The sequence below is a fragment of the Candidatus Nitrosotenuis cloacae genome, from assembly GCF_000955905.1.
Taxonomy (GTDB): domain Archaea; phylum Thermoproteota; class Nitrososphaeria; order Nitrososphaerales; family Nitrosopumilaceae; genus Nitrosotenuis; species Nitrosotenuis cloacae.
Genome location: NZ_CP011097.1, coordinates 839,277 through 865,345, shown reverse-complemented (window position 1 = coordinate 865,345; position 26,069 = coordinate 839,277). Strand labels below are relative to the sequence as shown.

The 26,069-nt window shown below is 41.4% G+C and carries 31 protein-coding genes; 12 read left to right on the top strand and 19 right to left on the bottom strand.

Annotated features, from left to right (window positions below):
• Positions 1 to 66 precede the first annotated feature (66 nt).
• The 7 genes from SU86_RS04825 to SU86_RS04795 form a co-directional block, all read right to left on the bottom strand.
• Complete coding sequence (locus SU86_RS04825; RefSeq protein WP_052755512.1) at positions 67 to 336, bottom strand: hypothetical protein; 270 nt, start codon at positions 334 to 336, stop codon at positions 67 to 69.
• Positions 326 to 1,726 carry an Asp-tRNA(Asn)/Glu-tRNA(Gln) amidotransferase subunit GatB gene (gene gatB, locus SU86_RS04820; protein ID WP_048187834.1) on the bottom strand — a complete coding sequence of 467 codons (1,401 nt, stop codon included), beginning with the start codon at positions 1,724 to 1,726 and terminating at the stop codon, positions 326 to 328. The genes SU86_RS04825 and gatB overlap by 11 nt, the downstream gene beginning before the upstream one ends.
• A complete protein-coding gene (gatA, locus tag SU86_RS04815) occupies positions 1,723 to 3,171 on the bottom strand; it encodes an Asp-tRNA(Asn)/Glu-tRNA(Gln) amidotransferase subunit GatA (RefSeq protein ID WP_048187832.1) in 1,449 nt (482 codons plus the stop codon). Before gatA ends, gatB begins: the two co-directional genes overlap by 4 nt.
• 1 nt (position 3,172) lies before the next feature.
• On the bottom strand, positions 3,173 to 3,445 hold the full coding sequence (locus tag SU86_RS04810) for an Asp-tRNA(Asn)/Glu-tRNA(Gln) amidotransferase subunit GatC (RefSeq protein ID WP_236687658.1): 273 nt from the start codon (positions 3,443 to 3,445) through the stop codon (positions 3,173 to 3,175).
• Between the two features lie 4 nt (positions 3,446 to 3,449).
• Positions 3,450 to 4,760 carry an aspartate--tRNA(Asn) ligase gene (gene aspS / locus SU86_RS04805; protein ID WP_048187831.1) on the bottom strand — a complete coding sequence of 437 codons (1,311 nt, stop codon included), beginning with the start codon at positions 4,758 to 4,760 and terminating at the stop codon, positions 3,450 to 3,452.
• 63 nt (positions 4,761 to 4,823) lie between these two features.
• On the bottom strand, positions 4,824 to 6,200 hold the full coding sequence (locus SU86_RS04800) for an NAD(P)/FAD-dependent oxidoreductase (protein WP_048187829.1): 1,377 nt from the start codon (positions 6,198 to 6,200) through the stop codon (positions 4,824 to 4,826).
• Positions 6,187 to 6,378: a hypothetical protein gene (locus tag SU86_RS04795; RefSeq protein ID WP_048187827.1), complete on the bottom strand. Its 192-nt coding sequence runs from the start codon at positions 6,376 to 6,378 to the stop codon at positions 6,187 to 6,189. The genes SU86_RS04800 and SU86_RS04795 overlap by 14 nt, the downstream gene beginning before the upstream one ends.
• A 134-nt stretch (positions 6,379 to 6,512) precedes the next feature.
• Here SU86_RS04795 and SU86_RS04790 point away from each other — a divergent pair, with 134 nt between their 5' ends.
• Positions 6,513 to 6,740: a hypothetical protein gene (locus SU86_RS04790; protein WP_048187825.1), complete on the top strand. Its 228-nt coding sequence runs from the start codon at positions 6,513 to 6,515 to the stop codon at positions 6,738 to 6,740.
• Here SU86_RS04790 and SU86_RS04785 read toward each other — a convergent pair.
• On the bottom strand, positions 6,737 to 7,483 hold the full coding sequence (locus tag SU86_RS04785; protein WP_148550793.1) for a hypothetical protein: 747 nt from the start codon (positions 7,481 to 7,483) through the stop codon (positions 6,737 to 6,739). The two genes, SU86_RS04790 and SU86_RS04785, sit on opposite strands and share 4 nt — an antisense overlap.
• Before the next feature lie 300 nt (positions 7,484 to 7,783).
• Between SU86_RS04785 and SU86_RS04780 the strand changes: the two genes are divergently transcribed.
• Complete coding sequence (locus SU86_RS04780) at positions 7,784 to 8,167, top strand: toprim domain-containing protein (RefSeq protein WP_048187821.1); 384 nt, start codon at positions 7,784 to 7,786, stop codon at positions 8,165 to 8,167.
• Between the two features lie 75 nt (positions 8,168 to 8,242).
• On the top strand, positions 8,243 to 9,193 hold the full coding sequence (locus tag SU86_RS04775; RefSeq protein WP_158507474.1) for a sensor histidine kinase: 951 nt from the start codon (positions 8,243 to 8,245) through the stop codon (positions 9,191 to 9,193).
• Here SU86_RS04775 and SU86_RS04770 read toward each other — a convergent pair.
• Entirely contained in the window at positions 9,176 to 9,958 is a 783-nt protein-coding gene (locus tag SU86_RS04770; RefSeq protein ID WP_048187819.1) for an SIMPL domain-containing protein, read from the bottom strand. The genes SU86_RS04775 and SU86_RS04770 overlap by 18 nt on opposite strands.
• A gap of 93 nt (positions 9,959 to 10,051) precedes the next feature.
• On the opposite strand from SU86_RS04770, the gene SU86_RS04765 reads away from it, so the two are divergent.
• The 3 genes from SU86_RS04765 to SU86_RS04755 are packed head-to-tail and all read left to right on the top strand — an operon-like array spanning position 10,052 to position 12,217.
• Positions 10,052 to 10,915 (top strand): ArsR/SmtB family transcription factor, encoded by an 864-nt coding sequence (locus SU86_RS04765; RefSeq protein ID WP_048187818.1) that lies wholly within the window; start codon positions 10,052 to 10,054, stop codon positions 10,913 to 10,915.
• Between the two features lie 34 nt (positions 10,916 to 10,949).
• Complete coding sequence (locus SU86_RS04760; RefSeq protein ID WP_048187816.1) at positions 10,950 to 11,168, top strand: hypothetical protein; 219 nt, start codon at positions 10,950 to 10,952, stop codon at positions 11,166 to 11,168.
• Positions 11,169 to 11,191: 23 nt separating this feature from the next.
• Complete coding sequence (locus SU86_RS04755; RefSeq protein WP_048187812.1) at positions 11,192 to 12,217, top strand: formate--phosphoribosylaminoimidazolecarboxamide ligase; 1,026 nt, start codon at positions 11,192 to 11,194, stop codon at positions 12,215 to 12,217.
• Here SU86_RS04755 and SU86_RS04750 read toward each other — a convergent pair.
• Positions 12,210 to 12,674: a hypothetical protein gene (locus SU86_RS04750; RefSeq protein ID WP_052755507.1), complete on the bottom strand. Its 465-nt coding sequence runs from the start codon at positions 12,672 to 12,674 to the stop codon at positions 12,210 to 12,212. The two genes, SU86_RS04755 and SU86_RS04750, sit on opposite strands and share 8 nt — an antisense overlap.
• Positions 12,675 to 12,768: 94 nt before the next feature.
• Positions 12,769 to 14,751 carry a cadherin-like domain-containing protein gene (locus SU86_RS04745; protein ID WP_048187810.1) on the bottom strand — a complete coding sequence of 661 codons (1,983 nt, stop codon included), beginning with the start codon at positions 14,749 to 14,751 and terminating at the stop codon, positions 12,769 to 12,771.
• 206 nt (positions 14,752 to 14,957) lie between these two features.
• On the opposite strand from SU86_RS04745, the gene SU86_RS09370 reads away from it, so the two are divergent.
• Positions 14,958 to 16,103: a hypothetical protein gene (locus SU86_RS09370; protein ID WP_148550791.1), complete on the top strand. Its 1,146-nt coding sequence runs from the start codon at positions 14,958 to 14,960 to the stop codon at positions 16,101 to 16,103.
• Here the strand turns inward: SU86_RS09370 and SU86_RS09595 are convergent.
• On the bottom strand, positions 16,087 to 16,284 hold the full coding sequence (locus SU86_RS09595; protein WP_148550789.1) for a hypothetical protein: 198 nt from the start codon (positions 16,282 to 16,284) through the stop codon (positions 16,087 to 16,089). The two genes, SU86_RS09370 and SU86_RS09595, sit on opposite strands and share 17 nt — an antisense overlap.
• A 101-nt stretch (positions 16,285 to 16,385) precedes the next feature.
• On the opposite strand from SU86_RS09595, the gene SU86_RS04735 reads away from it, so the two are divergent.
• Positions 16,386 to 16,577 carry a hypothetical protein gene (locus SU86_RS04735; protein WP_048187808.1) on the top strand — a complete coding sequence of 64 codons (192 nt, stop codon included), beginning with the start codon at positions 16,386 to 16,388 and terminating at the stop codon, positions 16,575 to 16,577.
• Positions 16,578 to 16,591: 14 nt separating this feature from the next.
• Here SU86_RS04735 and SU86_RS04730 read toward each other — a convergent pair whose 3' ends face one another.
• The 6 genes from SU86_RS04730 to SU86_RS04705 form a co-directional block, all read right to left on the bottom strand.
• Positions 16,592 to 18,709 (bottom strand): hydantoinase/oxoprolinase family protein, encoded by a 2,118-nt coding sequence (locus tag SU86_RS04730; RefSeq protein ID WP_048187806.1) that lies wholly within the window; start codon positions 18,707 to 18,709, stop codon positions 16,592 to 16,594.
• On the bottom strand, positions 18,690 to 20,918 hold the full coding sequence (locus SU86_RS04725) for an FTR1 family iron permease (protein WP_048187804.1): 2,229 nt from the start codon (positions 20,916 to 20,918) through the stop codon (positions 18,690 to 18,692). The genes SU86_RS04730 and SU86_RS04725 overlap by 20 nt, the downstream gene beginning before the upstream one ends.
• Positions 20,919 to 20,982: 64 nt before the next feature.
• Positions 20,983 to 21,333, bottom strand: a complete 351-nt coding sequence (locus SU86_RS04720; protein WP_320408970.1) for an ArsR family transcriptional regulator — start codon at positions 21,331 to 21,333, stop codon at positions 20,983 to 20,985.
• Positions 21,317 to 21,649, bottom strand: a complete 333-nt coding sequence (locus SU86_RS04715) for a winged helix-turn-helix domain-containing protein (RefSeq protein WP_048187800.1) — start codon at positions 21,647 to 21,649, stop codon at positions 21,317 to 21,319. Before SU86_RS04715 ends, SU86_RS04720 begins: the two co-directional genes overlap by 17 nt.
• Before the next feature lie 72 nt (positions 21,650 to 21,721).
• The gene (locus SU86_RS04710; RefSeq protein ID WP_048187798.1) at positions 21,722 to 22,447 is read right to left on the bottom strand and encodes a CbtA family protein; all 726 of its coding nucleotides are present in this window, start codon (positions 22,445 to 22,447) and stop codon (positions 21,722 to 21,724) included.
• 9 nt (positions 22,448 to 22,456) lie between these two features.
• A complete protein-coding gene (locus SU86_RS04705; protein WP_048189208.1) occupies positions 22,457 to 22,672 on the bottom strand; it encodes a CbtB domain-containing protein in 216 nt (71 codons plus the stop codon).
• 67 nt (positions 22,673 to 22,739) lie between these two features.
• On the opposite strand from SU86_RS04705, the gene SU86_RS04700 reads away from it, so the two are divergent.
• Both SU86_RS04700 and SU86_RS04695 read left to right on the top strand, forming a co-directional pair.
• On the top strand, positions 22,740 to 23,372 hold the full coding sequence (locus SU86_RS04700) for a DUF4443 domain-containing protein (protein WP_048187796.1): 633 nt from the start codon (positions 22,740 to 22,742) through the stop codon (positions 23,370 to 23,372).
• A gap of 32 nt (positions 23,373 to 23,404) precedes the next feature.
• On the top strand, positions 23,405 to 24,049 hold the full coding sequence (locus SU86_RS04695; RefSeq protein ID WP_048187793.1) for a DsbA family protein: 645 nt from the start codon (positions 23,405 to 23,407) through the stop codon (positions 24,047 to 24,049).
• On the opposite strand, the gene SU86_RS04690 is transcribed toward SU86_RS04695, so the two are convergent.
• Entirely contained in the window at positions 24,035 to 24,409 is a 375-nt protein-coding gene (locus SU86_RS04690) for a hypothetical protein (protein ID WP_048187791.1), read from the bottom strand. The genes SU86_RS04695 and SU86_RS04690 overlap by 15 nt on opposite strands.
• A 102-nt stretch (positions 24,410 to 24,511) precedes the next feature.
• Here SU86_RS04690 and prf1 point away from each other — a divergent pair, with 102 nt between their 5' ends.
• Positions 24,512 to 25,786 (top strand): peptide chain release factor aRF-1, encoded by a 1,275-nt coding sequence (gene prf1 / locus SU86_RS04685; protein WP_048189206.1) that lies wholly within the window; start codon positions 24,512 to 24,514, stop codon positions 25,784 to 25,786.
• Positions 25,787 to 25,841: 55 nt separating this feature from the next.
• Positions 25,842 to 26,069: a hypothetical protein gene (locus SU86_RS04680; RefSeq protein ID WP_048187790.1), complete on the top strand. Its 228-nt coding sequence runs from the start codon at positions 25,842 to 25,844 to the stop codon at positions 26,067 to 26,069.

Sequence of the window (26,069 nt, the reverse complement as noted above, 5' to 3'; positions counted from 1 at the left end):
CAGATTTGCAACCTATGGTATAGTGTGTTCAAATCAGACAAACATTGCATGAATCCGCACATGATGCTATGATATTTCAATTCCCAGTCTTCTTGCACAGGATATTGCAGATTTTCCATCATCCTCTGTTATGCCGGCTTGGATGAATCTAGCACTCCAATCACTCTGAACCATCCTAGTATTTTCCAAATAATATTGCTGGAGTGTTCTTGCTATTTTGTGCCTAATTTCATGTTTGATTTTTGCAATCTCTGCTGTTTTCAACCATGCAAATTCCGGTAATCTCACCATAATTCGGGCAATCTCTACCTCATTTTCATCCAGATCAGATTCCAATTTTCTCTTTGAATATCTTTAGTGTGATGGCAGGATCTGCCTTGCCATTTGTTTTCTGCATTACCTTTCCTACCAGATAGTTTATGGTTTGGGGGTTTTCCCCTGCCTGCTGGACTGCCACACCTTCCTGTAGTATTATGTCATCTATGATTCTGCCAAGCTCGGATTCATCTGATATCTTTGCCATGCCGGTACTGGATATTATCTCGGATACTGATTTTCCGGATTTTACTATTTCAACTAGGGCATTTTTTGCCGAGCTGCGAGTTACTTTGCCAGAATTCACCATATCAATCAGATCAGCGAGATGCCTTGGTATGAGCTTTGATTGTTCTCTTTTTTCTCTAGTATCAACCAAACCCATCATATCTGTGGTGATCAGATTTGCAATCTCTTTTGCGTTTGCTTCATTGTGGGCCTGCTCGAACAAGTCAGAATAATATTTATCAGATGATAATACATCTGCCACCTGAGATGGAATGCCATATTTTGTGATGTATCGCTCTTTTTTTGAGCTGATGCTCTCTGGCATTTTCTTTTTCCATGTTTCTATGGAGGAATTATCCATTACAACCCATGGTATGTCGCCTTCCAAAATATACCGATAATCTTCGTCTTCCTCTTTTGATCTGGATGATATGGTGATTTTGCGTTTGTCATCCCAGTGACGAGTCTCCTGTGATATTTCGATTCCTCTTTCCTTGAGACTTTGCTGTCTTGTCATCTCAAAGTGAATCGCTTTTTCCAAGTCGTGAAAAGAGCCAATGTTTTTGACCTCAACTCGCGGACCACCCTGTACTGATACGTTGGCGTCTGCACGCATTGCACCTTCCAGTGTTGGGTCTGAGACATCCAAGTTTTGCAATAGATCAGATAGTACATTTAGGAAGATTCGGACCTGCCTCGGACTATCAAAGTCAGGCTCGGTTACTATCTCCACTAGTGGTGTGCCTGCGCGATTGTAATCAACAAGTGTGATTGCAGTTTTCTCCGATGCGCCTTCGTAGATTAGCCTGCCGGGGTCCTCTTCTAGCTGGATTCGCCTGATTCGTATTTCTTTGCCCTCAACTGATACCTTGCCCTGATCACCAATTGATGTTGGGCCATACATGTTGAGCTGCGTGATTTGAAAGTTTTTTGGCAAATCTGGGTAAAAATAGTTTTTTCTAAAAAACCCAAGCCTTTGTGGGGTGTGGCAGTTTAGCGCCATTGCAATCATTGTTGCCTTTTCCACTGCCTTTTTGTTGAGTCTTGGTAGGGTTCCGGGCATCCCCATGCATGTGGGACAGATGTTTGTGTTTGGCTCAAATTCGCGATAGTTTGCCTTGCATGTGCAAAACAGTTTACTTTCTAATTTGGTTAACTGGCAGTGGATTTCAAGGCCTATCATAGTGTGATCTCCGGAATTTTGGTGGTGTTCTGTAGTGCATAACCTGCTTGTAGTAATGGTTTTTCTTGCAGGATATTTGCATGAATTTGCACGCCAACTGGCAGGCCATTTCTTATTTCATATGGAATGGATATTGCTGGAATGCCTGTAAGGTTTGCAGTTACTGTATTGATGTCTGCCAGATACATTGCAAGTGGGTCGTTTATTTTTTCGCCAAATTTGAATGGCAACACCGGAACTGTTGGCGATATCAAATAATCAAATTTTGTAAATGCTGACTGAATTTGTTTTTTTAGCTTATTTTTGACCTTTAGTGCCTTAAGCAGGTACTTTCCTGCAAATCCAGCGGATGGGACAAATCCGCCCAGAATCATTCTTCTGGTTACTTCTGGTCCAAAACTCCTTCTTGCTTTTGAGATGTATGACTTGAACTCATATCCTTCAGAATCCAGATCGTACCCGTACCTCAGATTATCATATCTGGACAAGTTGCTGCCAGCTTCGGCCGTAGTCAGAATATAATATGTTGCAACTGTATATTCCACCATATCTAGCGATACTTCTTCTATTTTGGCACCAAGTTTTTCAAATGCAGACACCGCATTTCTGAAAACCGATTCCACTGTTTTGTCCAGGCCTGCACCTGAACTCATCTCCTTTATGATGCCTATTTTTTTTCCAGAAACCCCTACATCGATTTCGGATAGATAGTCCGAGGTTGGATTTGTTAGTGTGGTGGGATCATGCGGGTCTTTTCCTGCGATGTGATTCAATAACAACGCCACATCCTCCACCTTTCTACCCATTGGGCCAATCTGCTCTATGCTATTAGAGTATGATATCAAACCATACCTAGATACCAGGCCGTATGTCGGCTTTAGGCCAACAATGCTGCAAAAGCTGGCGGGATTTCTAACCGAGCCGCCGGTATCAGAGCCAAGCGATAGAATAGATTCCAGCCCTGCAACCGAAACTGCACTACCGCCAGACGAGCCGCCTGGAACATAATCTATATTCCATGGGTTTTTGCTTGGGCCAAATGCTGAAAACTCGGTTGCAACACCCATCGCAAATTCATCTAGATTTGTTTTGCCGATTATGATGGCATCCTGTGATTTTAGGTTTGATACTACTGTTGCGTCATATGGGGCGGTGTAATTCTCTAACATCTTTGATGCGCATGTTGTCTTGCCACCCTTGATGCAGATGTTATCCTTGATGGATATTGGCATGCCGTAAAATGCGCCAACCTTTTGGCCTAGCTTTACTTTCTTGTCTATCTGGCGTGCCTGCTCTATGGCATCCTCGTTTATTGATAAAAATGCGTGCAGTCTAGGCTCATGCTTTTTTATGTGCTCGATGGTTTTTGCAACAAACTCCTCAGACGTGATGCTTCCGTTTTTGATGCCATTGATGTAATCGATGGCGGAAATGGCAAGGCTCAATCTAGTTCATCTTTGGAGCCCGGATGTAGCTTCCCTTGTAGTTTTTGAGTTGCTGGATTAGTTTGTCATCAAATGGAATGTGCTGGTCCTCTCGTAGATTATCAATTCCTACATCTTGTACTGGTATCTCCTCTCCCTCAATGTCTGCTTTATCCAAAATATCAAAATAACTCAGCACCTTTTGAACTCGATCGAAATATTCATCGGCATTTTCAATATCAATTCGCATTAGCTTTGCAATGTTCTGGATTTCTTCTTTTGTGACCAAAGACATCTCCCTAAGGCGTTAGCCTGTCTACGTCTCTTGGGTAAAATGTGGTGTCTCTTATGTTTTCAGTGCCTGTGAGTGCCATGATTAGTCGCTCAAGTCCGATTCCGCACCCTGCGTGTGGTGGCACCCCATAATCAAATGCCCTCAGGTGATACTCAAATGCGTCAATCTTTAGGCCCTTGTTTTTCATGCGCTCTTCGAGCTCTGCTCTTTTTTCAACCCTCGTACTACCTGATGATAGCTCCAGATCACCAAACATCAGATCAAAGGACTCGGATATTTTTGGGTCTGACTTGTTTATTTTAACATAGAATGGTTTTGGTCCGGTAGGCCAATCCTTTATGAAATAAAATCCACTTAGACCTATCTTTTTTAGATTTGATGGGTAAAGATCATCGCCCCACTCTGTCTTTGCCCCAGCTTTTTGCATTTTATCGACCAATTCCGCATAGGTGTATTGCGGGATTGTATATGGCAGATCTGGTACGACAAATTCCGATTCTGGGTTGTTCTTTGCGTATTCTGATATTGTTTTGATGCATGATTTTATCACGTCTTCAATTCTTTTCATGATATCATTATAATCAACATAGGCCTCTTCCATGTCTATTGAGATTGCCTCAGAGAGGTGTCGGTTTGTTCTAGATGGCTCTGCTCGAAATATTGGTGCAATCTCAAATACCTTCTCAAAGCTCATCGTGAGTTGTTCTTTGTACAACTGTGGAGATTGTGCCAGAAAAGCTTCCTTGTTGTAATAGAATATGGGAAATAGTGCTGCGCCGCCCTCTGTTGCAGTTGCAATCATCTTTGGCGTGTTGATTTCCAAAAACCCATTTTCATAAAAATAATCCCGAATTGATTTTAGCACCAAGCTTCTTGCTTTGAATATGTGTTGCAGTGACTTTCTTTTTAGATCAATTGGTCTGATCTCCAATCTAGTGTCGATGTTCTTTACGGTCTTTGCATATGGCTCAAATGGAGGAATCTTTTCTACCTCGGAGAAAACCTTGAGCTCTTTTGGTATGATTTCAACACCACTTGGTGCTTTCTCAGATGGTTTTATGGTGCCCAGTATGCCAACTGACGAGTGCGCCTTGAGATGAGATATCTTTTCCCGCACATCATCCGGACAGCTTCCTGCCTTTGCCACAACTTGTATTTCACCTTCCTTGTCCTTTAGTGCCATAAATGAAATGTTTCCATGTCCCCTCACTGACAGGACCCAACCCATCACCATAACCTCGGTGTCCGCTAGCTTGGAAGATAATTGGTTAGAATAATGAGTCCTGCGCCATTTTTCCAAGTCTGTTCCTATCATGGTATGTTTGCTCTGGATTCGGTATTTATTTTAATGAAAAATCGGATTTTGCATCTAAACTGCTCAAACTTTGCTAGCCTGTATTTTGGCAGATTCCTCTGATCTAAACAAGACCTGATCCAGACTGTCCATACCGTCTGAGGAAAACTGGTTGATGGACTTGCGCTTTATCTTGCGAACCAGCGTGATGTCCCGCGTAAAGAGCGAGTTTACGGTCCAGTCCAGTGCTACTTTGAGCTTTTTCTCAAATGTTGGAAGCATCATCAAATAGTATGTCTTCCAGACAAACCACGCCGGAATTCCAGTCAAGGAATGGCCAGATATTTTTGCAATTCCGTCTCTTTTTCCTATAATTGCCATCATGCCCTTGCTCTCAAAGTTGAATTGTTTTTGGTTTTGTTTGCCAGATATTGCGCATTTTAGATTGTGTGAGAGTATCTTGCTTTCTCGCAGAGCATGCTGGGCAGTTGGCGGGTATAATCCGCCGGTTTTAGTATCTGTGATGGCTGCACAATCACCCAATGCAAATACAGTATCATAGTTGGGTAGTCTCAGATACGAGTCCGCTACAATTTTGCCTGATTTGTGCTCGCAATCCAGACTGGTAATCACAGAATCAATGGTAACGCCTGCAGTCCAAATCATCGTATCACATGGTATGGTCTCGCCATTTCCCAAAAACACAAAATCCTCGCCTGCATCTACTGCCTTTGTGTTTGGAATGATTCGAATTCCAGCCTTTTGGAGTGACTCGTATGCCTTTTTGCCCAATTCTTCTCCAAGCTCAGGCAGTATCTTATCACTGGCAGAGACTAGAATCATCTTGATGTTTTCTGGGTTGATATTGTGATAGTAGCTTCTCACGGAATCTTTAATGAAATCGTTCAGCTCACCAATTGTTTCCACTCCTGCAAAGCCAGCCCCCACCACCACTACCGTTAGCAGCTTTTCTTGCAGTGCGGGGTTTTTCTCAGTGTCTGCTATCTCTAGCATGTGGATTAAATGAGTCTTGATTCCTATGGCATCCTGGATTGTTTTGATTGTAAATGCGTGCTTTTCTATTTGCTTGTTGCCAAAAAAGTTTGTAGTGCCACCCATTGCTATTACCAAATAGTCATATGATAGAATCTTGACCATTCCATCAAATGGTCTGGTGATTGCCACGAGTTTGCTTTTCAGATCAATGGATGAGACCTTTGCCTGGATGAACTCTGTCTTTTTGCACACCATCCTTAGTGGAATGGATATGGCGCTTGGCCTGATCATGCCAGACGCCAATTCTGGCAACATCGGTGTGAACAAAAAGAAATTGTCCTCATTGACCAGAGTGATTTTGATGGAATCGTTGTTTTTGTAAGTGGATTCCAGTTCACGCAGAACGGAAATTCCTGCAAATCCTCCACCCAATATGAGAATCTTGGTCTGGTTAGGTGATTGCAATTTTAGCTCCTCTTTTTTGTATTGGAAATGTTGTCTTGTAGGTGTTAGATTTGGTTTGATGTGAGAACAATATCATTTCCTTTCTGGTGAGAATAGTACCAAAGATTTTGATCATGTTTTGTAATTGTATTACATCAAATGAGCAGGCACCAGTAGGCGTTCTTCTAGTATAATGCATGGATTATCTTTTCCAAAGATGTGCTAAAGCCCTAGTCTGTTTGCAAAAAACGAACGATTTTTTTGGTTTTGTGCCTGAGTGTTTGGTTTGCACACTTGAAAAATTAATTAGACAATCTCATGTTCGGTATTATAATGAGCGATAATGCGGATGTTGTAGATTACATCAAAGAAGTACGAATGATTCTAGCCGACAGCATTGACACACTACTAAACCTACAACATGATCTCACAGAGCAGCCAGATGAAACCATCACACCAATTACAAGCGTGGTGGAGCTAGTAGACATGAGCTATGATGTATCATATGATAGTAAAATCAAGGAAGCTCAGCAAGAATTCATCAAACGCGACGCACTCTAGGTTTTCTCTACTAGATGGTTTATCCCAGATAACGCCAAAGCTATTGTATCGTCTGAGAAATTCAAAACAGGACTAATCGTATCGCCGTCCTTGTTTTTGCATGTGATTTCCAATAACAGATCGTTTTCCTTGAGGCCTTTTTTTCGCAAAACAATGGCTGCCTTTTCTATTTTACCTGCTGGGATGGTAATTTGCTCACCGTCTTGGGCCTCAAAGACCAACCTATCACCATTTTCCTTTTTTTCAAGTATCATCTTTCCGCCAACAGTTCCTCTCCAACCAGGATATCCTTCGATATAATCGCAGTTGTACTGATCGGATTTTGTGTATGGTTTTATTTTTGCAGTGTTTTTTAGTGATTCCACATGGGCTTTGATCTGCTTCCAGAGGTTTGATTCGAATTTCTTGGCAGAATACACTCTTGCAGCAGTTGCTGCAATTCCAACTACAGGTATTACAAAAAGAGGAGCTGATACCAAAATGTTGTTACCCCACTCACCAGTTCCGATTTTTATCTCAAAGCTGTCGGGAATGCCATCAATGTTGATGTTTGTGCTGCGCCTAATGCCAGCACTTGTTCGCAAAATTCCTCGCTTTCTTGCTTGTATGAAATATCTTGGAATGTCTTTGGCATCTTGGGAGCTTGCAACCTCAAAATGGTGCTCTGTTAGGTATGCTTGAATCTTTGATGCAAGCCTTGCCAAATCCACGTTATAATCGTCAAAATACTGTGATTTTACCATCATATGACATCTACACAAACATGATTAATTCATGTGCCAAATCAAAACGAACAAACAATTTTTGAATAAAACGGCTAAAGAGTCCTGAGAGCAAAAAAGCGCTCCCAAGACCTTTGGCTGGCACAGTGAACCTGATGTTCACCTTTTGGGGGATTCTTGAGAAGACTTACTCGTAAATTATTAAAACACTTGCGTAGAAAAGATCCAGAAGTTTGTTCGTAGGGCACGAAGAATTTGTCCAGTTTTTTGTCATTATTATTTGCTAAAAGGCAAATTAGGTAGTGTGTAGGTTTGTGCCTTGTGGAGATTTCATATGATGAGGTTTCCGATCTGAGAAATTTCATCGTCTCGCTAAACTTGGCATCAGAAAGCATGGTAGTAGTTGAGGGCAAGCGTGATTCCGCAGCACTCAAAAATTTGGGATACTCGCAGCAAATTTTAGAGTTTCATCGATTTGGCGGAATAACAAAATTTGCAGATTCTGTTTGTTGTCACAAGAATCTGATCCTGCTGTTTGATTCTGACAGAAAGGGAAAATACCTCACAAAACGAGTAATTGAGCAGCTAGAGCGCCGAACCAGAATTGATCTGTCATACAAAAACAGACTAATGAAGATAACCTCGGGCAAAATACGTGCAATCGAGGAGCTGTCTCAATACGAACAAATACTAAATGGCTACTGATTCCCACCATACTACACTCTGTTTGTTTGGATCAAAAATCTAAATTTACTTAATCGGTTTTAGGCTATCCGATTTGTGCCCGAATTCATAGCAAGACATAGAGTGACAGAGACAGGCCTGGACAAAATAATAGATACTGTAAACCAAGAAATAAACGAGTTTGGGATATCCACTGTAGAGATATTTTATGATCATAAATCACAAGAGATGTGTTGTGTATTAGAGGCACCAAACGAGGAAGCAATCAAGAATCATTATTCCAATATTGGATTGGTATGTGGATATATTGCACCAATTGAGAGAATCGACACCAAAATAGGTGAAAAATCTGAAAAGCTAAAAGCAATTGGTGAGCTGGCAGCAAGACTAGCACATGATCTGAGAAACCCATTATCTGTGATAAAAAATACCGTGGAAATAATGGAAGCAAAACAACGATTGCTCTTGGAAGAAAAAATAATCTATTACGGAAGGTTGCATCGTGCAGTAGATAGAATATCACATCAAATCGAGGATGTGTTGGATTTTGTTCGTCCAGGTACATTACACTTTGAGAAGCATCTAGTAAACGAAATAATTGCCGCAGCTTTAGAGAAAATAGTAAAACCGGACACCGTTACAATCAATCTACCACGAAACTTTGTGTATGTAGTTTGTGATGGAATCAAAATGGAAGTCGTACTGACCAACCTAATGATGAATTCTATTCAGGCAATGAACAATTCCGGACAAATTGACATTACACTATCGGATATGCCAAACGATGTGATGATTCAGATATTCGATACTGGATGCGGCATATCAAATGATGTCCTGCCCAAAATATTTGAGCCACTATTCACCACAAAGCAGACAGGAACTGGCCTGGGACTGGCAAGCTGCAAAAAGATAGTAGAACAACATCGAGGAATGATTACTGCTCACAGCAAGGATGGTAAAGGTACTGCATTCTCCATAATATTGCCAAAAGAGGCCTTACTATCAAAGAAAATAGAAAAAATAAAAAAGTTAGTTGCTTCCAATTAGGAAGACAACGGTTGCGCTTGCACTGACTTGTTGGTCAGATGAGAAGATTGGTGTTGCAGATTTTTCCATCGCAAATCCATCCATTGCGCCATAGTATGGCATTGGTGGTGGATAGTATCCGCCCTCAGAAAGGCTCACATGCTTTACTCCAATCACTTGGTAGTCTAGGGGGACAAGTGCCTTTTCTGCCTTGGATTTTGCGTTTTTGACTGCCTCTGCCAACAAATCATCGCTTACTTGTTGTTGTTTTTTCTCAGATAAGGAGAACCACACACTATCTACACGATTTACTCCGGCATCTACTGCTGCATCTATGATGTTTGATGCCAAGTCCAGCTTTGATGTCTTGACACTGATGATGTTAGATACGCTGTAGCCGGTTAGTCTTTGCTTGTAGATTCCAGTTTCCTTTTCCTGATACGACTCGTAAACTGGGTAAATTGAGAACTGGGATGTTGTGATTTCATCATCATTTATTCCAGCTGCTTTGATTGCGTCAATTACCTCGTTCATCTTGGCACTGTTTTCATCTAGTGCCTCTTTGGCAGTTGGTTTTTGGACCTCTACGCCAAAGTTGATGTTGAGTCTGTCTGGTTCAACAAAGGTGCTTGCTTGGCCCGACACGGAAATTGTTTTTTCTCGTGAGGGGAATGGAGTTGGCTCTGTTTGTGCCTGTGCATTGATTCCACTTGGGATTGCTCCTAATGAGAACCCTAATGCAAGAACAACTCCTATCGCTGTTGCGACTGTTATTGTTTTGTTCATGGTATGATGATAGGTAGGTTTGCTTATTACCTTTGATTAAAATAGAATTGAATCGAAAATTTTAATATCTATTCACTGAAGCGTCATTGAATCATGGGCGACTCAGAAGATCCAATGGGAATTAACGACAAAATAGAGATCTTATCCACTGATGATGATCGTATCAAGGCAGTAGGGGAGTTACTTAGCTCGGATTCGTCTAGAACAATTCTGAAATTATTATTCAATGAGGAAATGACTGCAAACCAAATAGCACAAAAAACAGAAATCTCACTACCATTAGTTATGTATCATCTCAAAAAGATGCAAGACTGCAACGTGGTCAAAATATCGCAAACCGGAAAGAACACCAAATCGCACGACATGAAGTATTATACAGTGGACAAATTTGCCATTGTAATTTTGCCATCGGGCATGTCCGAGAAGGCAAAGTCCTCAAAATCATTGTTCAACTCGTTTAATCGCATATACCGATTTGCAACAATTGGCGGTGTGTCACTTGCGGCATGGTTTTCGGCCCAATTCATCCAGCAAAACAACCGAGTAGTACTATCAAATGCACGTGCAAACTCTGGAAATCAATTTAATGCACCTGAATCAGCATTTACTGCGACCAGTCCAGAGATGGCAATGAAGTCGGCACCTACAGAAGAGCCAACACATAGTGGAGTCGAATCAATCGAGTCTGCTCCAGCATATGATACTACAGAGCAGACAGTACCTGAAGTGCCTAGCCCAGAACCTCAGTTTGCAGAAGATGCGGCTGATCAATCACAATATGCCTCACCGCCAGAATCTGCAATGCCAATGGATGGAGATACATTGTCTTACATGTCATCCGATGCACCACTCCTTGGAGAGCCAATATCAGATTTCTATCTCTCTATTATAATCGCATTATCTGTGGGTATCGTGGGATTAATCATAGAGCGAATAATTCGCCCCCGCAGAAAATAAGACTAGAAATTACCTAGATGTCACCAAACAAACCATGACGTTATCCAATCGAGAAAAGGTCCTAATTGTAATATCAAATGCCATTTCGGTTTATTCCATATATGCCAAAGACCCAAACACATTACCAAAGAACATGTCAATGATTGATTTTATTCTAAAAGCAACACCTGAAGATCTAAAAAAAGACCTGTCAATGGAGCTAATTGATGAGGTCTTTGCGTTTGTGTCCCAGACTCAGAGCGAGCTTTCATAAACCCTGAAAATACCATCATACACATGGCATCTGTTGCTACACTTGGGTCTCACTGCGCACTACAGGTACTGAAAGGTGCAAAAGACGAAGGACTCAAGACCTTGTTGGTATGCGAGAAAAAGCGAGAGCGACTATACAAGAGATTTGATTTCATTGATGAATTAATCCTAGTGGATGCATTTGAAGAGGTTTTAGACAAAAAATGCACCACAATACTGGAAAAGAACAACTCTGTTTTGATTCCACATGGAACTCTAATTGCACAAATGACAACAAAGCAAATCGAGTCAATCAAAATCCCAGTCTTTGGCAACAAATGGATTCTACGATGGGAGTCCGACAGAAAGCTAAAGGAGCAACTCATGATTGAATCCAAGCTAAATGTTCCAAAATCCATACCCCACCACAAAAAGATCAATCGCCTTACTATAGCAAAAAGACATGGTGCAGCTGGTGGCAAGGGCTATTTTCTTACTACATCGGAAAAAGACTACATCAAAAAGCGCAATATTTTGGTAAAACAGGGACTAATCAAAGGTGATTCGGATCTATACCTACAGGAATATGTGATTGGGGTTTTGGCATATCTGCAGTTTTTCTACTCGCCACTTACTGGCAACCTAGAGTTCTTTGGTGTGGACAAAAGGCACGAATCCGACATTGAAGGCCTGGCAAGAATTCCAGCCCCACAGCAAATGGGAATGGATTACATTTCATCGTTTAATGTCATAGGGAACAGTCCGATGGTCCTGCGAGAATCCCTCCTAGATGAGGTATACCAGATGGGAGAGCGATTTGTTTCTGCATCAAAAAGACTGGTAAAGCCAGGCATGAATGGGCCATTTTGCATAGAGGGAGTATATGATCAGGACGGGAAATTCTGGAGCTTTGAGTTTTCTGCAAGAATTGTTGCTGGCACCAACATCTACATGGATGGCTCGCCATACTCTACTCTGATTCATGATGTTCCAATGAGCATGGGTCGAAGAATAGCAAAAGAGATCAAAACTGCTGCAAAATCAAAAAAATTAGAAAAGATCACTACTTGAATGGTCGAGTCTTGGAAAAAACTAGCGCCATTGCAGAGACTGCACCCATAATTGCCAAAACACCTAGTGGAAATTCCGGAATCACTGTGGTTCCAATGATTTCAATTTCTTCGGTTGCCTCTGGGATTTGTATCATGATGGTTGGGTTGTTGTCTGCATATGATATGGTGTAGTCGGTTTCCAGTCCGTCAACTAGGACTACAAACTCTGCGTTTTCTGCCGCAAGCAATTCGGATGGAAATGAAATTTCAAGTGTGGATTCTTGCACGTTTGTGGTGCCGACTAGTAGTGATGTTGATTCTTGATCAACTTGTATTGCCACAAGCTCGCCATCGAAGCTGTACGAGACATCAAATGATTCTCCTTCGGCCTCTATTGTCTCAACTCCCTCGTCTGCAAAAGACAGTGGAATTGCCGAGATTGCGGCAACTATTGCTATGAAAAGTATGGTTTTCAAGTGATTTTTTGCAATGTTATTCTGATTTAGGCTTTGTTCTCATTCTAGTGTAATATAATCAGTTTTTGTACAAAAAGAAAAAGAGAATTGGATTTTATGGTAGTGTGGAATTGTATGTTGCTCCAGAATTGACTGCAGATATTGGCTTTTTCATGCTGTGAGGAACAATAACTTGTACTGTGCCACTGCATGTTCCGTCATTTCCATCATTTGCCGTCATTGTAACAATGTAAACTCGTCCGTCACCTGTACCTGATCTTTCTGCTCTTACTTGAGCTGGGGATAAGGTTGCGTCAGGTGATGTATCTCCATCTCCAAGGCCGTTTGTTGACTCATCTTGGAATATGCTACTTACGATAATGGTAACTGTATCGCCATCTACGTCAGTTGCAGTCATGGTAGCACCAATTGATACCATCTTGTGGTTTGGTGGCCAAATGTATGGAGTAGTTGTGGTTGGAGTATTGCATTGTGGTGCATCGTTTACTGGTGTTACTGTTATGGTGACTGTTGCAGGTAAACTGTCAACTGTACCATCGTTTGCCGCAAAGGTAAACGAGTCTACACCATTAAAGTTTGCATTTGGTGTGTATGTGTACGTGCCATCCACATTGATAACTACGCTGCCGTTTGTTGCAGGTGTGTTCAATGCAAATGTTAATGCGTTTCCGTCAACATCACTGCCGATTACTGTCCCGCCTACTGATGTATCTTCTGGAGTTGTGTTGGTACCATCGTTTGCAACCGGTTGGTCATTTACTGGTGTAACAATTATGGTTATTGTAGCCACATTACTGTCAAACTCACCATCATTTGCCTTGAACTGGAATGATATTGTGCCAGTAAAGTCAAGTGCTGGGACATAGGTAAATGTACCATCAGAATTGAATATCAGTCCTGCAGGTGTTGGGCCTACTATCATGTATGTTAGTGGGTCACTTTCTGCATCTGTTGCAACAGCTGATGCACTCAATGGAGTGTCTTCTGCTGTGCTAAATGTACCGTCTTGTGCTGCTGGAGTTGTGTTGCATCCCTCGTCAACTTGTCCATCATTGTCATTGTCAATTCCATCCCCACAGATTTCTTCTGCTGGTGGAATTTCTACAATTCCTGCGCTTGAGAATGTAACATGTTCCCATTGGCCTTGCACGAAAGAGCCTGCTTGGCGTCCAATGAATTCAACAGTTGGAGCGTTTGTTGTAGAATCCCATCTTAATAGTCCAAGACCTGTTGGTCCGCCACCAAATTCTTGTGTAATTAGGATCTCTCCCTCTACACTATCAAATGATGAAGCTGGAACACCAAGTAATCTACCGGTTCCAAAGTTCACACCGAAAAAGTTTTCATTTTCGGGTATGGGGTCAATGTCTTCAATATTAAATGGTATTGCCCAAAACTGTACTGCCCCCGCAGTGCTAATTGCATAGACACGGGATTGGCCTTCAGCGCCGGTAATTATTTTACCTGCCAATTGGCCAAACTGTGGGTCTCTCGGTACGGTCATTACGCCTTCAAGATGTACATTAACATCAGCTAGTTTGGTTGGGGTTCCTGCGGAATTGATTCGCCAAACCTCACCATTAGTTGTTACAACAATCAGATCGCCACCAAATTCACCAGTTCTATCGACATAAAGGCTACCTCTCATCAAACCGTTTCCGACTCCCGGAAGATCAACCCATGGATTGACAAATGTTCCGTCTGGATTAACTTTGGCAATTTGGCCATCAATTCCATTTCCGGTAAACATTGTACCTGGTGTGAAGGAGTTTACTCCATCGTCTCTGGCAGTTGCAATCTTTACTTCGTCAGTAAAACCAGAAAGGCTTGAAAATCCGGTTCTTGAACCATCAGATGCCACCAGCTCAAAGTTTCGTGGTATCCCACCTGCATAGTTGACACTGATTACTACCTTGTCTGGTGTTCCTTCGAAATGATCGATTCCGATTGGGTTGTTAAATGGTGTTGAAATTGGTGTAAATGATACATCGAGTGCAAATGCTTGTGATGTTGCACCGATTGTCAAAATTACAGCAAGTGATGTCATTAGTATTGTATTAGAAATTATTTTAGTCATTAGTTATGTTGCTCATACCTGGCATAAATAAGCTGATCAATATAGTATGCATAAAAATCGTAATGATCCGATCAATTTGTTGGGTACAATATTATACAATTTAGTGATATGTGGCGATCTAGTTTTTAGACATGTCTTACATGATTATGACTACATTAAAACCAAATTTAATCAAAAGTTATAATCAAATCATCATAAAAACAATCGTGAATCAAAGAATAGGACTTGCTATATTGGGTTTGTTCGTATTTACCGTATTATTTTCAGCAAACGCTGCATCTGCAGGACAATCCATGCTGGTGTATCATGGAAAGAATGTGATAGAATCTCCCCCAGAATTTGCTGGGCTGGCATTTCACTTTCTAATCAATAATGACAAGGCAACTGTTGTATCTGCAGGCTCAGCAGGTCTCGAAGTTGTACGAATGGACCTGACCCCAAGCGACGTATGCATACAAACACAATCTACATTGTGCTTTGAAGGTGTGGTAACTGAGGTAAAGAATCCACAAATCCACCAGGTTGGAGATGAAATCTCATTTACACTAGACTTGACAAACAAAAAGCAAATCGGCACTGCAAAATCCGGCTCAATGGAAGGCATGTCCGTAATAATGAATATTGAGAGAATGAACCTAAAATCAACTGCACCATACACACTTGAAATAACGAGAGAGGGAGGATTTGCAGGATTTGCCCCAAAGACAATGACATTTGATCCAGAAAATGGCATGATCGTCATCACCGAAGGTAAATCTACTACAAATGTACCACTAGATGATCTCACCATAAAAGAAATTGATCAAGCATTCCAGAAAAGCAAACTATTCAACATTCTAGTCGATGATTATCTTCCAAATGAAGGTGCGGCCGACTATTTTGCGTATACTTTGCATCTAAACCAAGGAGTGTTTGAAAAAGAATTTTCATGGACTGATGCATCAGATACGGCCCCAAGTGTTTTACGAGAATTACACCAAATAATTTGGAGTGCGGGTGAGGAAAACATTCCAATGCCAGTAGACATTCCGGCGCATGATGATCAAACCATAATCGAAATTGCCAGCGAGTTCGTTTTATCATCGCCAACATTTGCATTTGATGGAATGAAAGATACACTAGAGTTTGGCCCAATCACAATATTAGAGTCATTCCCAGAGCAGTACAAGTTGGATGTAATGTTCACATCCAGTCACGGTGGATTTGGAGATAGAACCGACCAAATAGTAACTCAGGCTCTAACTCCACACGTGATGGAGATTATCATATCTGAAGGTGTGGTAATTTCCGCAGTAACTGATGAAACATGGGACGAGATGAACAATCAGTACGTTCTCAAGGCACCAAACTAGGCCTTTTTTTTCTTAGCATCCTAATCCCAATTAGTAAAAATCCAATCCCAAACAGTACGACATAGTGTTGGTGAGATATCTGAAGCCACGTTTCCGCCGATAATGGGTTGTTTGTTAGGCCAAACAGCGAGAATCCAATTATGAGTGAGCCCATCACAACCAGAGATATACCGAGTAACATGCCTGTTTTATCAAGAGTTTCTCAGTATAGATTCCTTTTTGGAACCAATTTTGGTGTGATAGTTCCAGCTTTCTTTAATCATACCCTACAGAAATGCGTCCATGATGACAACACTTGCGCTAATCATACTAGTTGCAGCGTCTGTATTTGTTATAATAGAGTTGAATCAGGCATCCGCAGATGGTAAGATACTTCCAAAGGATGAGCCAAACTTTAAGCCAAAGATAACAAAAATCACGGAAAACGGAAAAGAATTGGAAATAATCGAGTTCAAATCAAAGATTAAACAATAATCAGCAACCAACATTTACAGTTCTACTATGATTGCTGCCTTTTCAGATGAATCCAGTTCTCCCTGTACTGCATTAAGTATATGAGATATTGATGTCAGGCTCGAAAAGTCGATTAATTTCAAATTATTCATCAGATACACCTGGGGTGCAATGTCATTGTTGCGTGATTCCAGAAAATCATCCAGCTCTTCCAATATTGAGATTTTACCGCCTTGGAATATCTTGGCGTTTGGTATTGATAGCTTTTGTCTACCAAACCTATCCAAAACCAGTACATGGTGACGGTTTTTCTTGCTGAATAGTTTCTTTTCTGATACATGTCCTGTAAAGACAAAATAATGATCAGTCTCAAATGTAAGGTCTACTAAATCCGAGGACAACTCCATGGTATCTGATGCCCTGTTTTTTGCTTCATCTAATGTGAATACATTTTTTGCATTATCTGCACTATCCATCTCGACATTTCCGGTGGCAGAAACTCGCAGTAGTGATTTTTCTGCAATGTATTCCGAGTTTATCACAATGGATTCTGGTACAGCGCCCCTGTCTATCATGATCTGATGGATTTTTTTGTGCATTTCCGAGATTTGCTCCGGCGTTGGGTTTGCTATGGTGTGCTCTAACTCTTCTTGGATCATAGAAGATGCAACCCCAATTGACGATATTACCTCGGCATGCTCTGCTTTTTGGTATGGAATGACTAGCTGCTTTGCAACAAATGGGACCAAAACCGACGCTCCACCACCGCCGCCGATTATCTGGGTTTTTGTTTTATCCATCTTGAATTCTTTTAGAATCTTTGATACTGTTTTTGTTATTTCAAATGATGCTGTTTGAATTACAGACATTGCAGCTTCAGGACCAGTCACTCCAATTTCTCTGCCCAGCAACTCCATTGCAATTTTTGCGGAATTCTGATTGGCATAGGAATAGTCGTCTTTTTCTATCATTCCCAGTGCATTTGCAGCACAAGTATTGGTAATGGCAAATGTTTCACCTTCACACTGTACGGCAACATATGGGTCTGCATCGTTTTGCTTTGGTTTGACATGGATTATCTTGCCTTTTTTGAGCACATCCGAGTCGGCAAAGCACGAATATCTCATACCTGCAATATGCGCACTGCGAGGGCCTACCTTCCAGACATGTTTATCCTTGAGCTTTATCATGGAACCTCCCGCCACTCCCAATATCCTGACATCCATTGAACGAATGCAAGTTGGATGATCCTTTATGGTAACATAGCGAATCTCTGGCTTGCCATTTTTAATTATGCAGATATTGGTTGATGTTCCGCCGACCTCCACAAATATTCCGTTTGATATTTTTAGGTATAGTAGGGCCCCTGCAACACTGGCTGCAGGCCCAGATAATATGGTAAGAATAGGTTTTGTCCTAAATGTGTCCATGCTGGTAACACCCCCATCTCCCTTCATTATCATGACTGGTGCATGGACTCCGGCATTTTTTATTGCCTCTTCGACAAAGTTTGCCACCTCAAAGGTTTTGGGCAGAACGCTTGCGTTTATTGCAGCAGTCAATGTACGTATCTCCAGCCCATAAATTCCAGAGATTTCATGTGATGCGGTTGCCGGAATGTTATGTGTGATGGCGTTTTTCATTACAAACATCTCATTGGATGGATCGTCTACCCCAAATGCTTCAGTAGCTACTATTACCTGAGCTCCTTTTTCTTTTAGTGATGATATGGTTTGGTTTACCTCTGACTCTGATATCAGATGCGCAGTATCCAAAAATGCGTGCTCTGTTTTTAGCGATTGATCGGAATTATACTTTGCATCATTTAGTGTAGTGCGCTTTATGATGTTGCCTTTTTCTGGAGTAACTCCCATTGCAATGATTCCAACCTTTGCAGTGTCTGATTCTAATAATGCATTGATTGCCTGTGTGGTGGAATGTGCAATTAGCTCAATTTCGTTTATTTCTATTTTTGATTCTGCTAGTATGGTTGATAGTGCGGTAATGATTCCCTCCGAAACTCCCTTTTGCGCCTTGTGGGTGGTTGGTATGGTGGATTTGCCTATTATTTGGCCAGTCTTGATGTCTATTGCGACTGCTTTGGTAAATGTACCGCCAACATCAATTCCGATTCTAATTCGTCTTTGGCTCATCTGCTTCTCGTCTTGATTTGCGCATGGTTGCTATTTTTTCTTCTCTTTTTGGCCTCAATACCAAAACATATGATGCTGCAACCATGTAGATTCCAAGCATGATCAGCTGTCCAATCAATGTCTCTAGTGTTGGATAGATTCCAGTCATCTTTGCCAGATTGATGTCTAGTCTTGGAATGATTCCAAGCATGCTGGTAAATGGTACTATGTCCAGTGTTTGCAGCTCCCTTATGGCATTGCCCAAAAACGCAATTGACAGATATGCGCCAACGCCCATTGTTAGGCCAAAGAGCATCTTTAGTGGTAATCTCTTTCCAAGCTTTCGAGTCACATAGTAAATCCCAAGTAAAGTTCCAATACCTAGGACAAATCCCAGTCCGACATACAGCTCCATGTATTTTGCAAATCCAAACATTGCCTCATAGAACAGTACAGTTTCAAATCCTTCCCTGTATACAGTAAAGAATGACAACATTACAAATACTGCAACACCACCGGTGGTGGATGCCTGCCAGACCTTTGCCTTGACAAACTCCATCCATTTTTTGTGCTCTATTTTGTTTAGGATCCAAAAGCTGACATAAAACAAAACTGCAGTGGCCGAAAGTGCCGCAATTGCTTCTATTAGCTCCCGATTTGCTCCAGAGATCTTGATCAGATAAGCTGCAACTACCCATGTCACTGCAGTGGCAGCTATTGCCAAAACAATTCCATAATGGACGTATTTTTTGAATCGAGTGTTTCGTGATGCTTCTAGATATGTCAGAATTGCGCCAAGAATCAGAACCGATTCCAATCCCTCTCGAAATATTACTGCAAATGATGATGTAAACGCAATTGCTGGCGCCAGCTGTCCAGTCCCAGTTACCAGTCTTTCTGACTCATCAAGACTTCGTCGTACCTTGATTGCGGCTTCTTGGACCTGAGAAAAATCTGCCTTTTCATTGATTAGTTGTCTTAGCTCAGCAAATTGTAACTCTACTTCTAGTGTGAAATCTGGATCAATGCTTCGAAGCGGTATCTCTACGTGCTCGTAGCTATCCAAATATGCAGTTCTAGCCGATGTAAATGCCGCAGTATAGTCTTGGTTTTGGTATTGAACCAGCATGGTTTCAAGTGTTGCCCGAATGAAGTCAATCTCAGCTCGCACGCCTGATTTTTGATCATCCGTGGCAGAACCCATTGGGTTTAGCAGCTTTGGTTGAGCCGCCGCAGCATGGGCTACTTGTGGATCGGCTCGTTTTAGATTCGATACCAAGCCTTCTGCTTTTTCCAGATCTTTTAGTATTGGATCATTGATGAATGTCATTATTTCTTCTGGCGATTTTTTCTCTTTTACCATTGCACGAAGCTCTTCTCTCATGTTGAGTTCCATGGTGTGGAGTAGTGTTTCATCAACTATCTCAATATCTGCTTCCAGGTACTCAAAATTATCCAAATATGCAGCAATCACTAACTCTTCTGCCTTTTCATAGTTGCCTGCTTGCAGCTCAACATCGGTTTGTGAATACAAATCACGAATCACATTATACAAATTAGCAGAATCAACAAGCACTGTATCAGTTCCGGTAATGTCTCGCTGAATTGTTGTGATCAGCTTACCAATTGAGACAAAATCTTTTTTGGCATCCATGTGTTGCTGTAAATCCAAATAAAATGCGCGAATCTCATCTGCTTGTCTTTCTTGTGGGGCTGAATTGCTATTGAATAAATTAAATGACATTATTCTGAGCGAATCGGCAATGATGTAGAAATGATCCCCGTTGTTTTCTGGTTTTGATAGCTGGTAACTTTGATCAGATGCAGACAACAAGTGAGATGCGACCATTAGTGGCTCTGTTGATGTTGGAAATTTACTCACATATTGTGAGGCCATATCCAAGTCTGCAAAAATCTCATCGGATGATGCACTACGCGCTATTTTGGAGTGAATGTCAATTAATAAAAGATGTAGATCATCTGCAGATTCGATATTTGATGAGCGCAGTGTGTATATTTGTGCAGAATAAAAATCGGTTGTAAATTTAGAATATTTCAACGCCGAATCATAACTGTTATTCTGTATGCTCTCTCGAATCATGTCGATCCCAAGTGTTACTACTCTTCCTGTTGCATCGGCAAGTGCAATGTCCTGGGATTCTGCACTAGAGTACGGTATGGCAGAAAATATCACCGATACGACTAGCGCCAAAATCAAAAACTGCTTCAATGTTTTGATAGGCGCGCCTAACTTTATTTAAAGCAGGGATATGTTCTAAAATTATAGAATGAGTCTAGTTGGATTGCAGATTCAGAGTAGGCGTGTTTCCACCGACTATGATTTCGGCCTTTTTGATTCTGCTTTTGTAGAATTTTATTTTTTTGCCGGCATCAGAGATTTCGAATCTGTCCACCTCGATTAGTGTGAGGTTTTCAAGATTGGATAATATCTTGTATACTGTAGAAATTGACATTTTTTGATCATCAGCAATTGTCTGGGCATCCTTTGCCTCATCTATTATACAAAACAATACTGCTCTAGAGTAAACATTTGCCAGTGTTTCGATGATCTGTTGGGTGATATCGTACTGACTGAGCTGGAATATCGAGTTTTTCTCTATCATGGTATCACAGGTTTGGTGCAAGGCTCAGAACCGGCTCTGGCTTTTTGATTGAAATGTCTGCTTTGCTTATTCTGCTTCGGTATACTTTGAATTTTCTGCCCTTGTCTGATATCATCCATCTTTCTACGTGGACCAGTGTCAGATCCTCCAAATCTGCCAGCTTTTTGTAAACAGAGCTTAATGGAATCTTGTACTTGTCTGCTAGCTCAGCTGCAGTTCTTCCCTGTTTTATCACAGAAAACAGTATGGTGCGCGACTCGGCATCAGCTAGTGCCTCAATTACCTTTTGCGTGACATCGTATTTTTTTAATTGAGGTAGTGTGAATCGTTTAGACAAGTGACTGTGGTGAGTGGATTGCTCTTTAAATAAAATGTTATTGTTCTAGTTTTATGGAATGAGAATCTATAATCACTGATATTTTGCCTGAGCGGTTCGATCTGGGTTTGTTTTCTGCCATAATGCACCCAAAATGATTGCAACTACTCCCCAAAACACCGACATTCCAATCATGGATGTTACCCTAAAGCCAGTCAATAGTCCAGAGTCAATCTGTACTGGGTCTGGGTTTGGCGGCATTACAAAGAACACTACTGCCATCATTATTCCATAGCCAGCAAATGCAATTGCCTTTTTGTTTACTTTTTTGTATACCTGATAGAATCCCAGTGCGCCAAGGCCAGAGATTGCCATGAATGCCAGATATAATGACTGTCTTAGCATGATGGTTTCGGGGTCTCCAACGGTTGGAGGATTTGCAGGGTATTTTGCAAATGGTATCACATATAGTGTTGCCCACATGATGAGGCTCAGCACCAGTGCTTTTTTGATCATTGATTTTCCTGGCAACGCATTTTTTGAATATGCAAACACTATGCCAAACAATGTGCCTAGTGATGTTCCAAGAATAGCACCTGCAAGTAACTGTCCACCCTTTTGCCACACTCTGTACGAGTAATAGTTTGCCCAAAACTCTGGCGTATCCTCTTCCTCACCTGATGCAAACAGGCTTTGGTTTTCAATTCCAATTGCAGTATCCAAGTATGGCTCGACTATCACCAGATTAACTAAACCCAAAGAAACTCCGGCAAGAGCGCCAGACAAAACTATGATCGCAATAAAAAGAGAAACCTTCATGACGAACACCTAGTGGCACGGAAAGCCAGCTGCATGTCTCATGTCATGAGTTAGTTCGTGAATGTACATTTCATCAAAGGCCTGCTCGCCAAAGACAACACTAAAGACGTGTCCTTGATCAAAGCCGACTACAAACATTCCTAGAACAAATATTGCAGCTAGTGCGATAATTGCTATCTTTGGAACACTTGACTTTGAAATTGCAATCTCTTTTGATTGAGACATGCAAGTCAGGTTTAGCTGAATGTATTTAAGTTCTGGGATGATCCATCCAATATATAAAATCATGAGCATGCAATCAAAGGTTCAGGCCTTGCAAAATATTGTTTCCAGAAAAGGATCAGCAAAGGTTTTAACATTTTCTGTTCCGCACGTCTTCAAGGCCTTGCAGATGTTGCATGTGGATCAATTTGTATCTCGAAGTATGTTTTGCTCGCAGCTACACATGGGGGAGGGAGCAGTCAAAACAATGATTGCCCACCTAAAGGAGGAATCGTTTGCAGACTCGACAAAATCCGGCACATTTCTTACTAACAAGGGCAAGAATTTTGTAAAATCCCTATATGATGTGATGCCACACGAATGTGCAATAAAAAAATGCTCAATTGCTCCAGGTAAATTCAACTACGGTGTGATTCTAAAGAGATATTCTACTGCCACAAAATCTGGAATGGAGCAACGAGACTATGCTATTTTGTATGGGGCAAGTGGGGCTACTACCATCCAATACAAGGACAACCAGTTTGTGTTTCCCAAAGAAAACATTGACTGTCTTGCAAATGATTCAAAGACCAGACAGACACTGCTAGATGAGCTGCATCCGCACAATGGAGATCTCATAATAATATCGTCAGCATCTGATCCTTTTGTTGCCGAGATTGCCGCAAAAAACTCGGCTCTCTGGACAATAGCTACTCATCGATAGCTATTTGTTTGCGGCAAATTTCATTTGGGGTAATGTCAAAGGTAATGCTTGCAATACCAGTAGGAATTGGTGTGGCAGCAGCCATTTTTGCGGCGGTGTATTTTGGGACAAATGAGCCAGAATCTGGGGATTTTACCGTATCTGAACTGGTGACCTTGGGCTCACCGTACATGGGTGATGAATCAGCACCCATCACAATAATCGAGTTTGGCGACTATCAGTGTACGTACTGTTACAAATTTCACAAAGACAGATTAGGTATTATTCAAAAAGAGTATATTGATTCTGGCAAGGCAAGCCTTGTTTTTGTTGATTTTACATTAAATGGTCCTGATTCGGTATTGGCAGCAGAGGCAGCTCATTGTGCAAATGAGCAAGGGAAATTTTGGCCAATGCACGATGTCATTTATAGAAGCTGGAAAGGTGAGAGAACCGGCTGGGTAAACCGCGACGCTATAACCCAATTTGCCCAAGCTGCTGAGGTAGACACAGCGTCACTAAATGAGTGTCTTGATTCTAAAAAATACCATCAAGAGGTATTGGATACATACGAATTTGCACAGGGAATTGAAATCAATGCAACACCGTCATTTCTGATAATTTCTGGTGATAAAATAACAAAGATCACTGGCAATCAACCATTAGAAGTATTCAGAAAAGTACTAGATGGAATGTAACCCGTAGTGGTGTATTTGCAAGGCAAGGCCTCGATCATATTGTGGATTTGCTTCAATTAATCCTCGTCCGATTAGTGATTTGACACACTCGGCAATGTATTCTGGTTCTACTCCTCCGAACTTTTTTGCTCTGCTAGAGACATCCTGAAACATACTCTCATTTTCCATATTCATTGTCTGGCACATGTTTACTCGCAGCAAGATGCCAAGATTCACCAGAGTGTGCATGGTTGGGATTTGTTCTTCAATGTATATTCTGGTGATCAGTTCCTCCATATGGTAAAATCCAGATTTTGTTATTTTGTATCGCAATAGTTTGGGATAGTCCTGTGTTTGGATTTGGTATGGTGTTTTTTCCACGCATGGCACGCCATGGTATGATTATTGACTAGTGCGGCATTATATCACAAAATTTGATGCCGTTTTGGAATCTTAATATTGCATCCGCCAGGCGTTCAATCATTGGGAAAAATCAACATAGAAAAGCAAGACTCCGTTAAAATTTACAAAATAAAAAAGACACTAGACGAATTATCACGAATATCCGGAAGGGGAACTGAGCTCATTACAGTATACATTCCAAAGGGAAAGCAACTTCACCTTGTGATTAACCAGCTAAGAGAGGAGGCTGGAACCGCAGACAACATCAAGTCCGCCATGACTAGAACCCATGTTGTAGATGCACTATCTCGCGTCCAGCAGAGATTAAAGCTGTACAAGGACACACCACCACGAGGATTGGTCGTGTTTTGTGGTGCAGTTCCACCAGAAGGCGGCGGTCCACTTGGTAGTGAGATCATCAAAGTATGGGAGCTGGAACCGCCAAAGGACTTGGCAACCTCGCTGTATAGATGCGATGATCATTTCCATGTCGATATTCTAAAGGACATGCTAAAAGATGACAATCTGATTGGGTTTTTAGCAATTGATACCAAGGATGCCGGGTGGGGCCTACTCCATGGTGATAAAATCGAGGTACTTCGAGAGACTAGCTCTGGCGTTGCAGGAAAACACAGACAGGGTGGCCAGTCAGCTAGGCGTTTTGAGCGATTGCGAGAAATGGAGTTGTCATATTATTATAATCGTGTGGCCGAGGTAACCAAAGAATTTTTCATTGACATTTATCCAATCAAGGGCTTGATAGTGTCAGGCCCAGGACCTACAAAGGAAGACTTTCTGAAAGCAAACTATCTAGAATATAGGCTAGCAAACATGGTGCTTGCCACACTGGATACGTCATATTCTGGTTCGGAGGGAATTCGTGAGGCATTCATAAAAGCTCAGGATGTTTTGTCTGATTTTCGATTATCAGAAGAAAAAAAACTAGTAGAGAAATTATTCCGAGAAATCAACAATCGGTCAGGCCTTGGAGTTTATGGCCTCAAGGACATAATGGGATTTTTGAAAAATAATGTAGTTGATACCATACTAATCACCGATGATACCAATCTGCACAGACTGGAAGTAACATGTAGAAGATGCAAAAACATCCAAGAAGAGATACTAGAACACAACAAGGTCATTACAAGAAAAACTGAGCTGCTAAACCAGCCATGCCCATCTTGCAAATCAATGGATTCAGAGGCAACCGTTCAGGATATTGTGGATTATCTATCCACGATAGCAATACCTTTTGGCACGAAAATAGAGGTCATCTCAGGACTATCCGAATACGGTGTGATGTTGTCCAGTCTGGGCAAATCTGGCGCCATGCTACGATATAATCCAAATCTCTAGCTTGTGCAGTTTGATCACAGACTAGTTTTTTGATTATTTGGAATCACCTAAAATAATGAAACATTCCATCAAGACCAAGATTGCCATAATATCTGGCATTGGAATCATCACATTTGTTGCTTCTTTGGTTGGATTACCGTTCTTTGAAGCAAATAACAACATACAGAAAACAACCCAGTCCAGCATCAAAAAAGTGGAAAGCTCTGAAGAAAAACTACTGGATGTTATTGCTCAGGAAAAAGCAGAACTAGAGTGGAAGATTGGTGGAAAATTAAAGCCGTGA

Excerpts from the sequence above, each read along its gene's own strand:
- SU86_RS04700 (WP_048187796.1), top strand. The coding sequence starts at position 22,740 with ATGCAATCAAAGGTTCAGGCCTTGCAAAATATTGTTTCCAGAAAAGGA.
- SU86_RS04770 (WP_048187819.1), bottom strand. The coding sequence starts at position 9,958 with ATGAACAAAACAATAACAGTCGCAACAGCGATAGGAGTTGTTCTTGCA.
- SU86_RS04705 (WP_048189208.1), bottom strand. The coding sequence starts at position 22,672 with ATGTCTCAATCAAAAGAGATTGCAATTTCAAAGTCAAGTGTTCCAAAG.
- SU86_RS09595 (WP_148550789.1), bottom strand. The coding sequence starts at position 16,284 with ATGTTACTCGGTATATCTCTGGTTGTGATGGGCTCACTCATAATTGGA.
- SU86_RS04785 (WP_148550793.1), bottom strand. The coding sequence starts at position 7,483 with ATGGTAAAATCACAGTATTTTGACGATTATAACGTGGATTTGGCAAGG.
- SU86_RS04760 (WP_048187816.1), top strand. The coding sequence starts at position 10,950 with ATGACGTTATCCAATCGAGAAAAGGTCCTAATTGTAATATCAAATGCC.
- SU86_RS04730 (WP_048187806.1), bottom strand. The coding sequence starts at position 18,709 with ATGAGCCAAAGACGAATTAGAATCGGAATTGATGTTGGCGGTACATTT.
- SU86_RS04795 (WP_048187827.1), bottom strand. The coding sequence starts at position 6,378 with ATGCATTATACTAGAAGAACGCCTACTGGTGCCTGCTCATTTGATGTA.
- SU86_RS04695 (WP_048187793.1), top strand. The coding sequence starts at position 23,405 with ATGTCAAAGGTAATGCTTGCAATACCAGTAGGAATTGGTGTGGCAGCA.
- SU86_RS04765 (WP_048187818.1), top strand. The coding sequence starts at position 10,052 with ATGGGCGACTCAGAAGATCCAATGGGAATTAACGACAAAATAGAGATC.
- SU86_RS04710 (WP_048187798.1), bottom strand. The coding sequence starts at position 22,447 with ATGAAGGTTTCTCTTTTTATTGCGATCATAGTTTTGTCTGGCGCTCTT.
- SU86_RS04680 (WP_048187790.1), top strand. The coding sequence starts at position 25,842 with ATGAAACATTCCATCAAGACCAAGATTGCCATAATATCTGGCATTGGA.
- SU86_RS04745 (WP_048187810.1), bottom strand. The coding sequence starts at position 14,751 with ATGACTAAAATAATTTCTAATACAATACTAATGACATCACTTGCTGTA.
- SU86_RS04735 (WP_048187808.1), top strand. The coding sequence starts at position 16,386 with ATGATGACAACACTTGCGCTAATCATACTAGTTGCAGCGTCTGTATTT.
- SU86_RS04790 (WP_048187825.1), top strand. The coding sequence starts at position 6,513 with ATGAGCGATAATGCGGATGTTGTAGATTACATCAAAGAAGTACGAATG.
- gatB (WP_048187834.1), bottom strand. The coding sequence starts at position 1,726 with ATGATAGGCCTTGAAATCCACTGCCAGTTAACCAAATTAGAAAGTAAA.
- SU86_RS04810 (WP_236687658.1), bottom strand. The coding sequence starts at position 3,445 with ATGTCTTTGGTCACAAAAGAAGAAATCCAGAACATTGCAAAGCTAATG.
- SU86_RS04755 (WP_048187812.1), top strand. The coding sequence starts at position 11,192 with ATGGCATCTGTTGCTACACTTGGGTCTCACTGCGCACTACAGGTACTG.
- aspS (WP_048187831.1), bottom strand. The coding sequence starts at position 4,760 with ATGATAGGAACAGACTTGGAAAAATGGCGCAGGACTCATTATTCTAAC.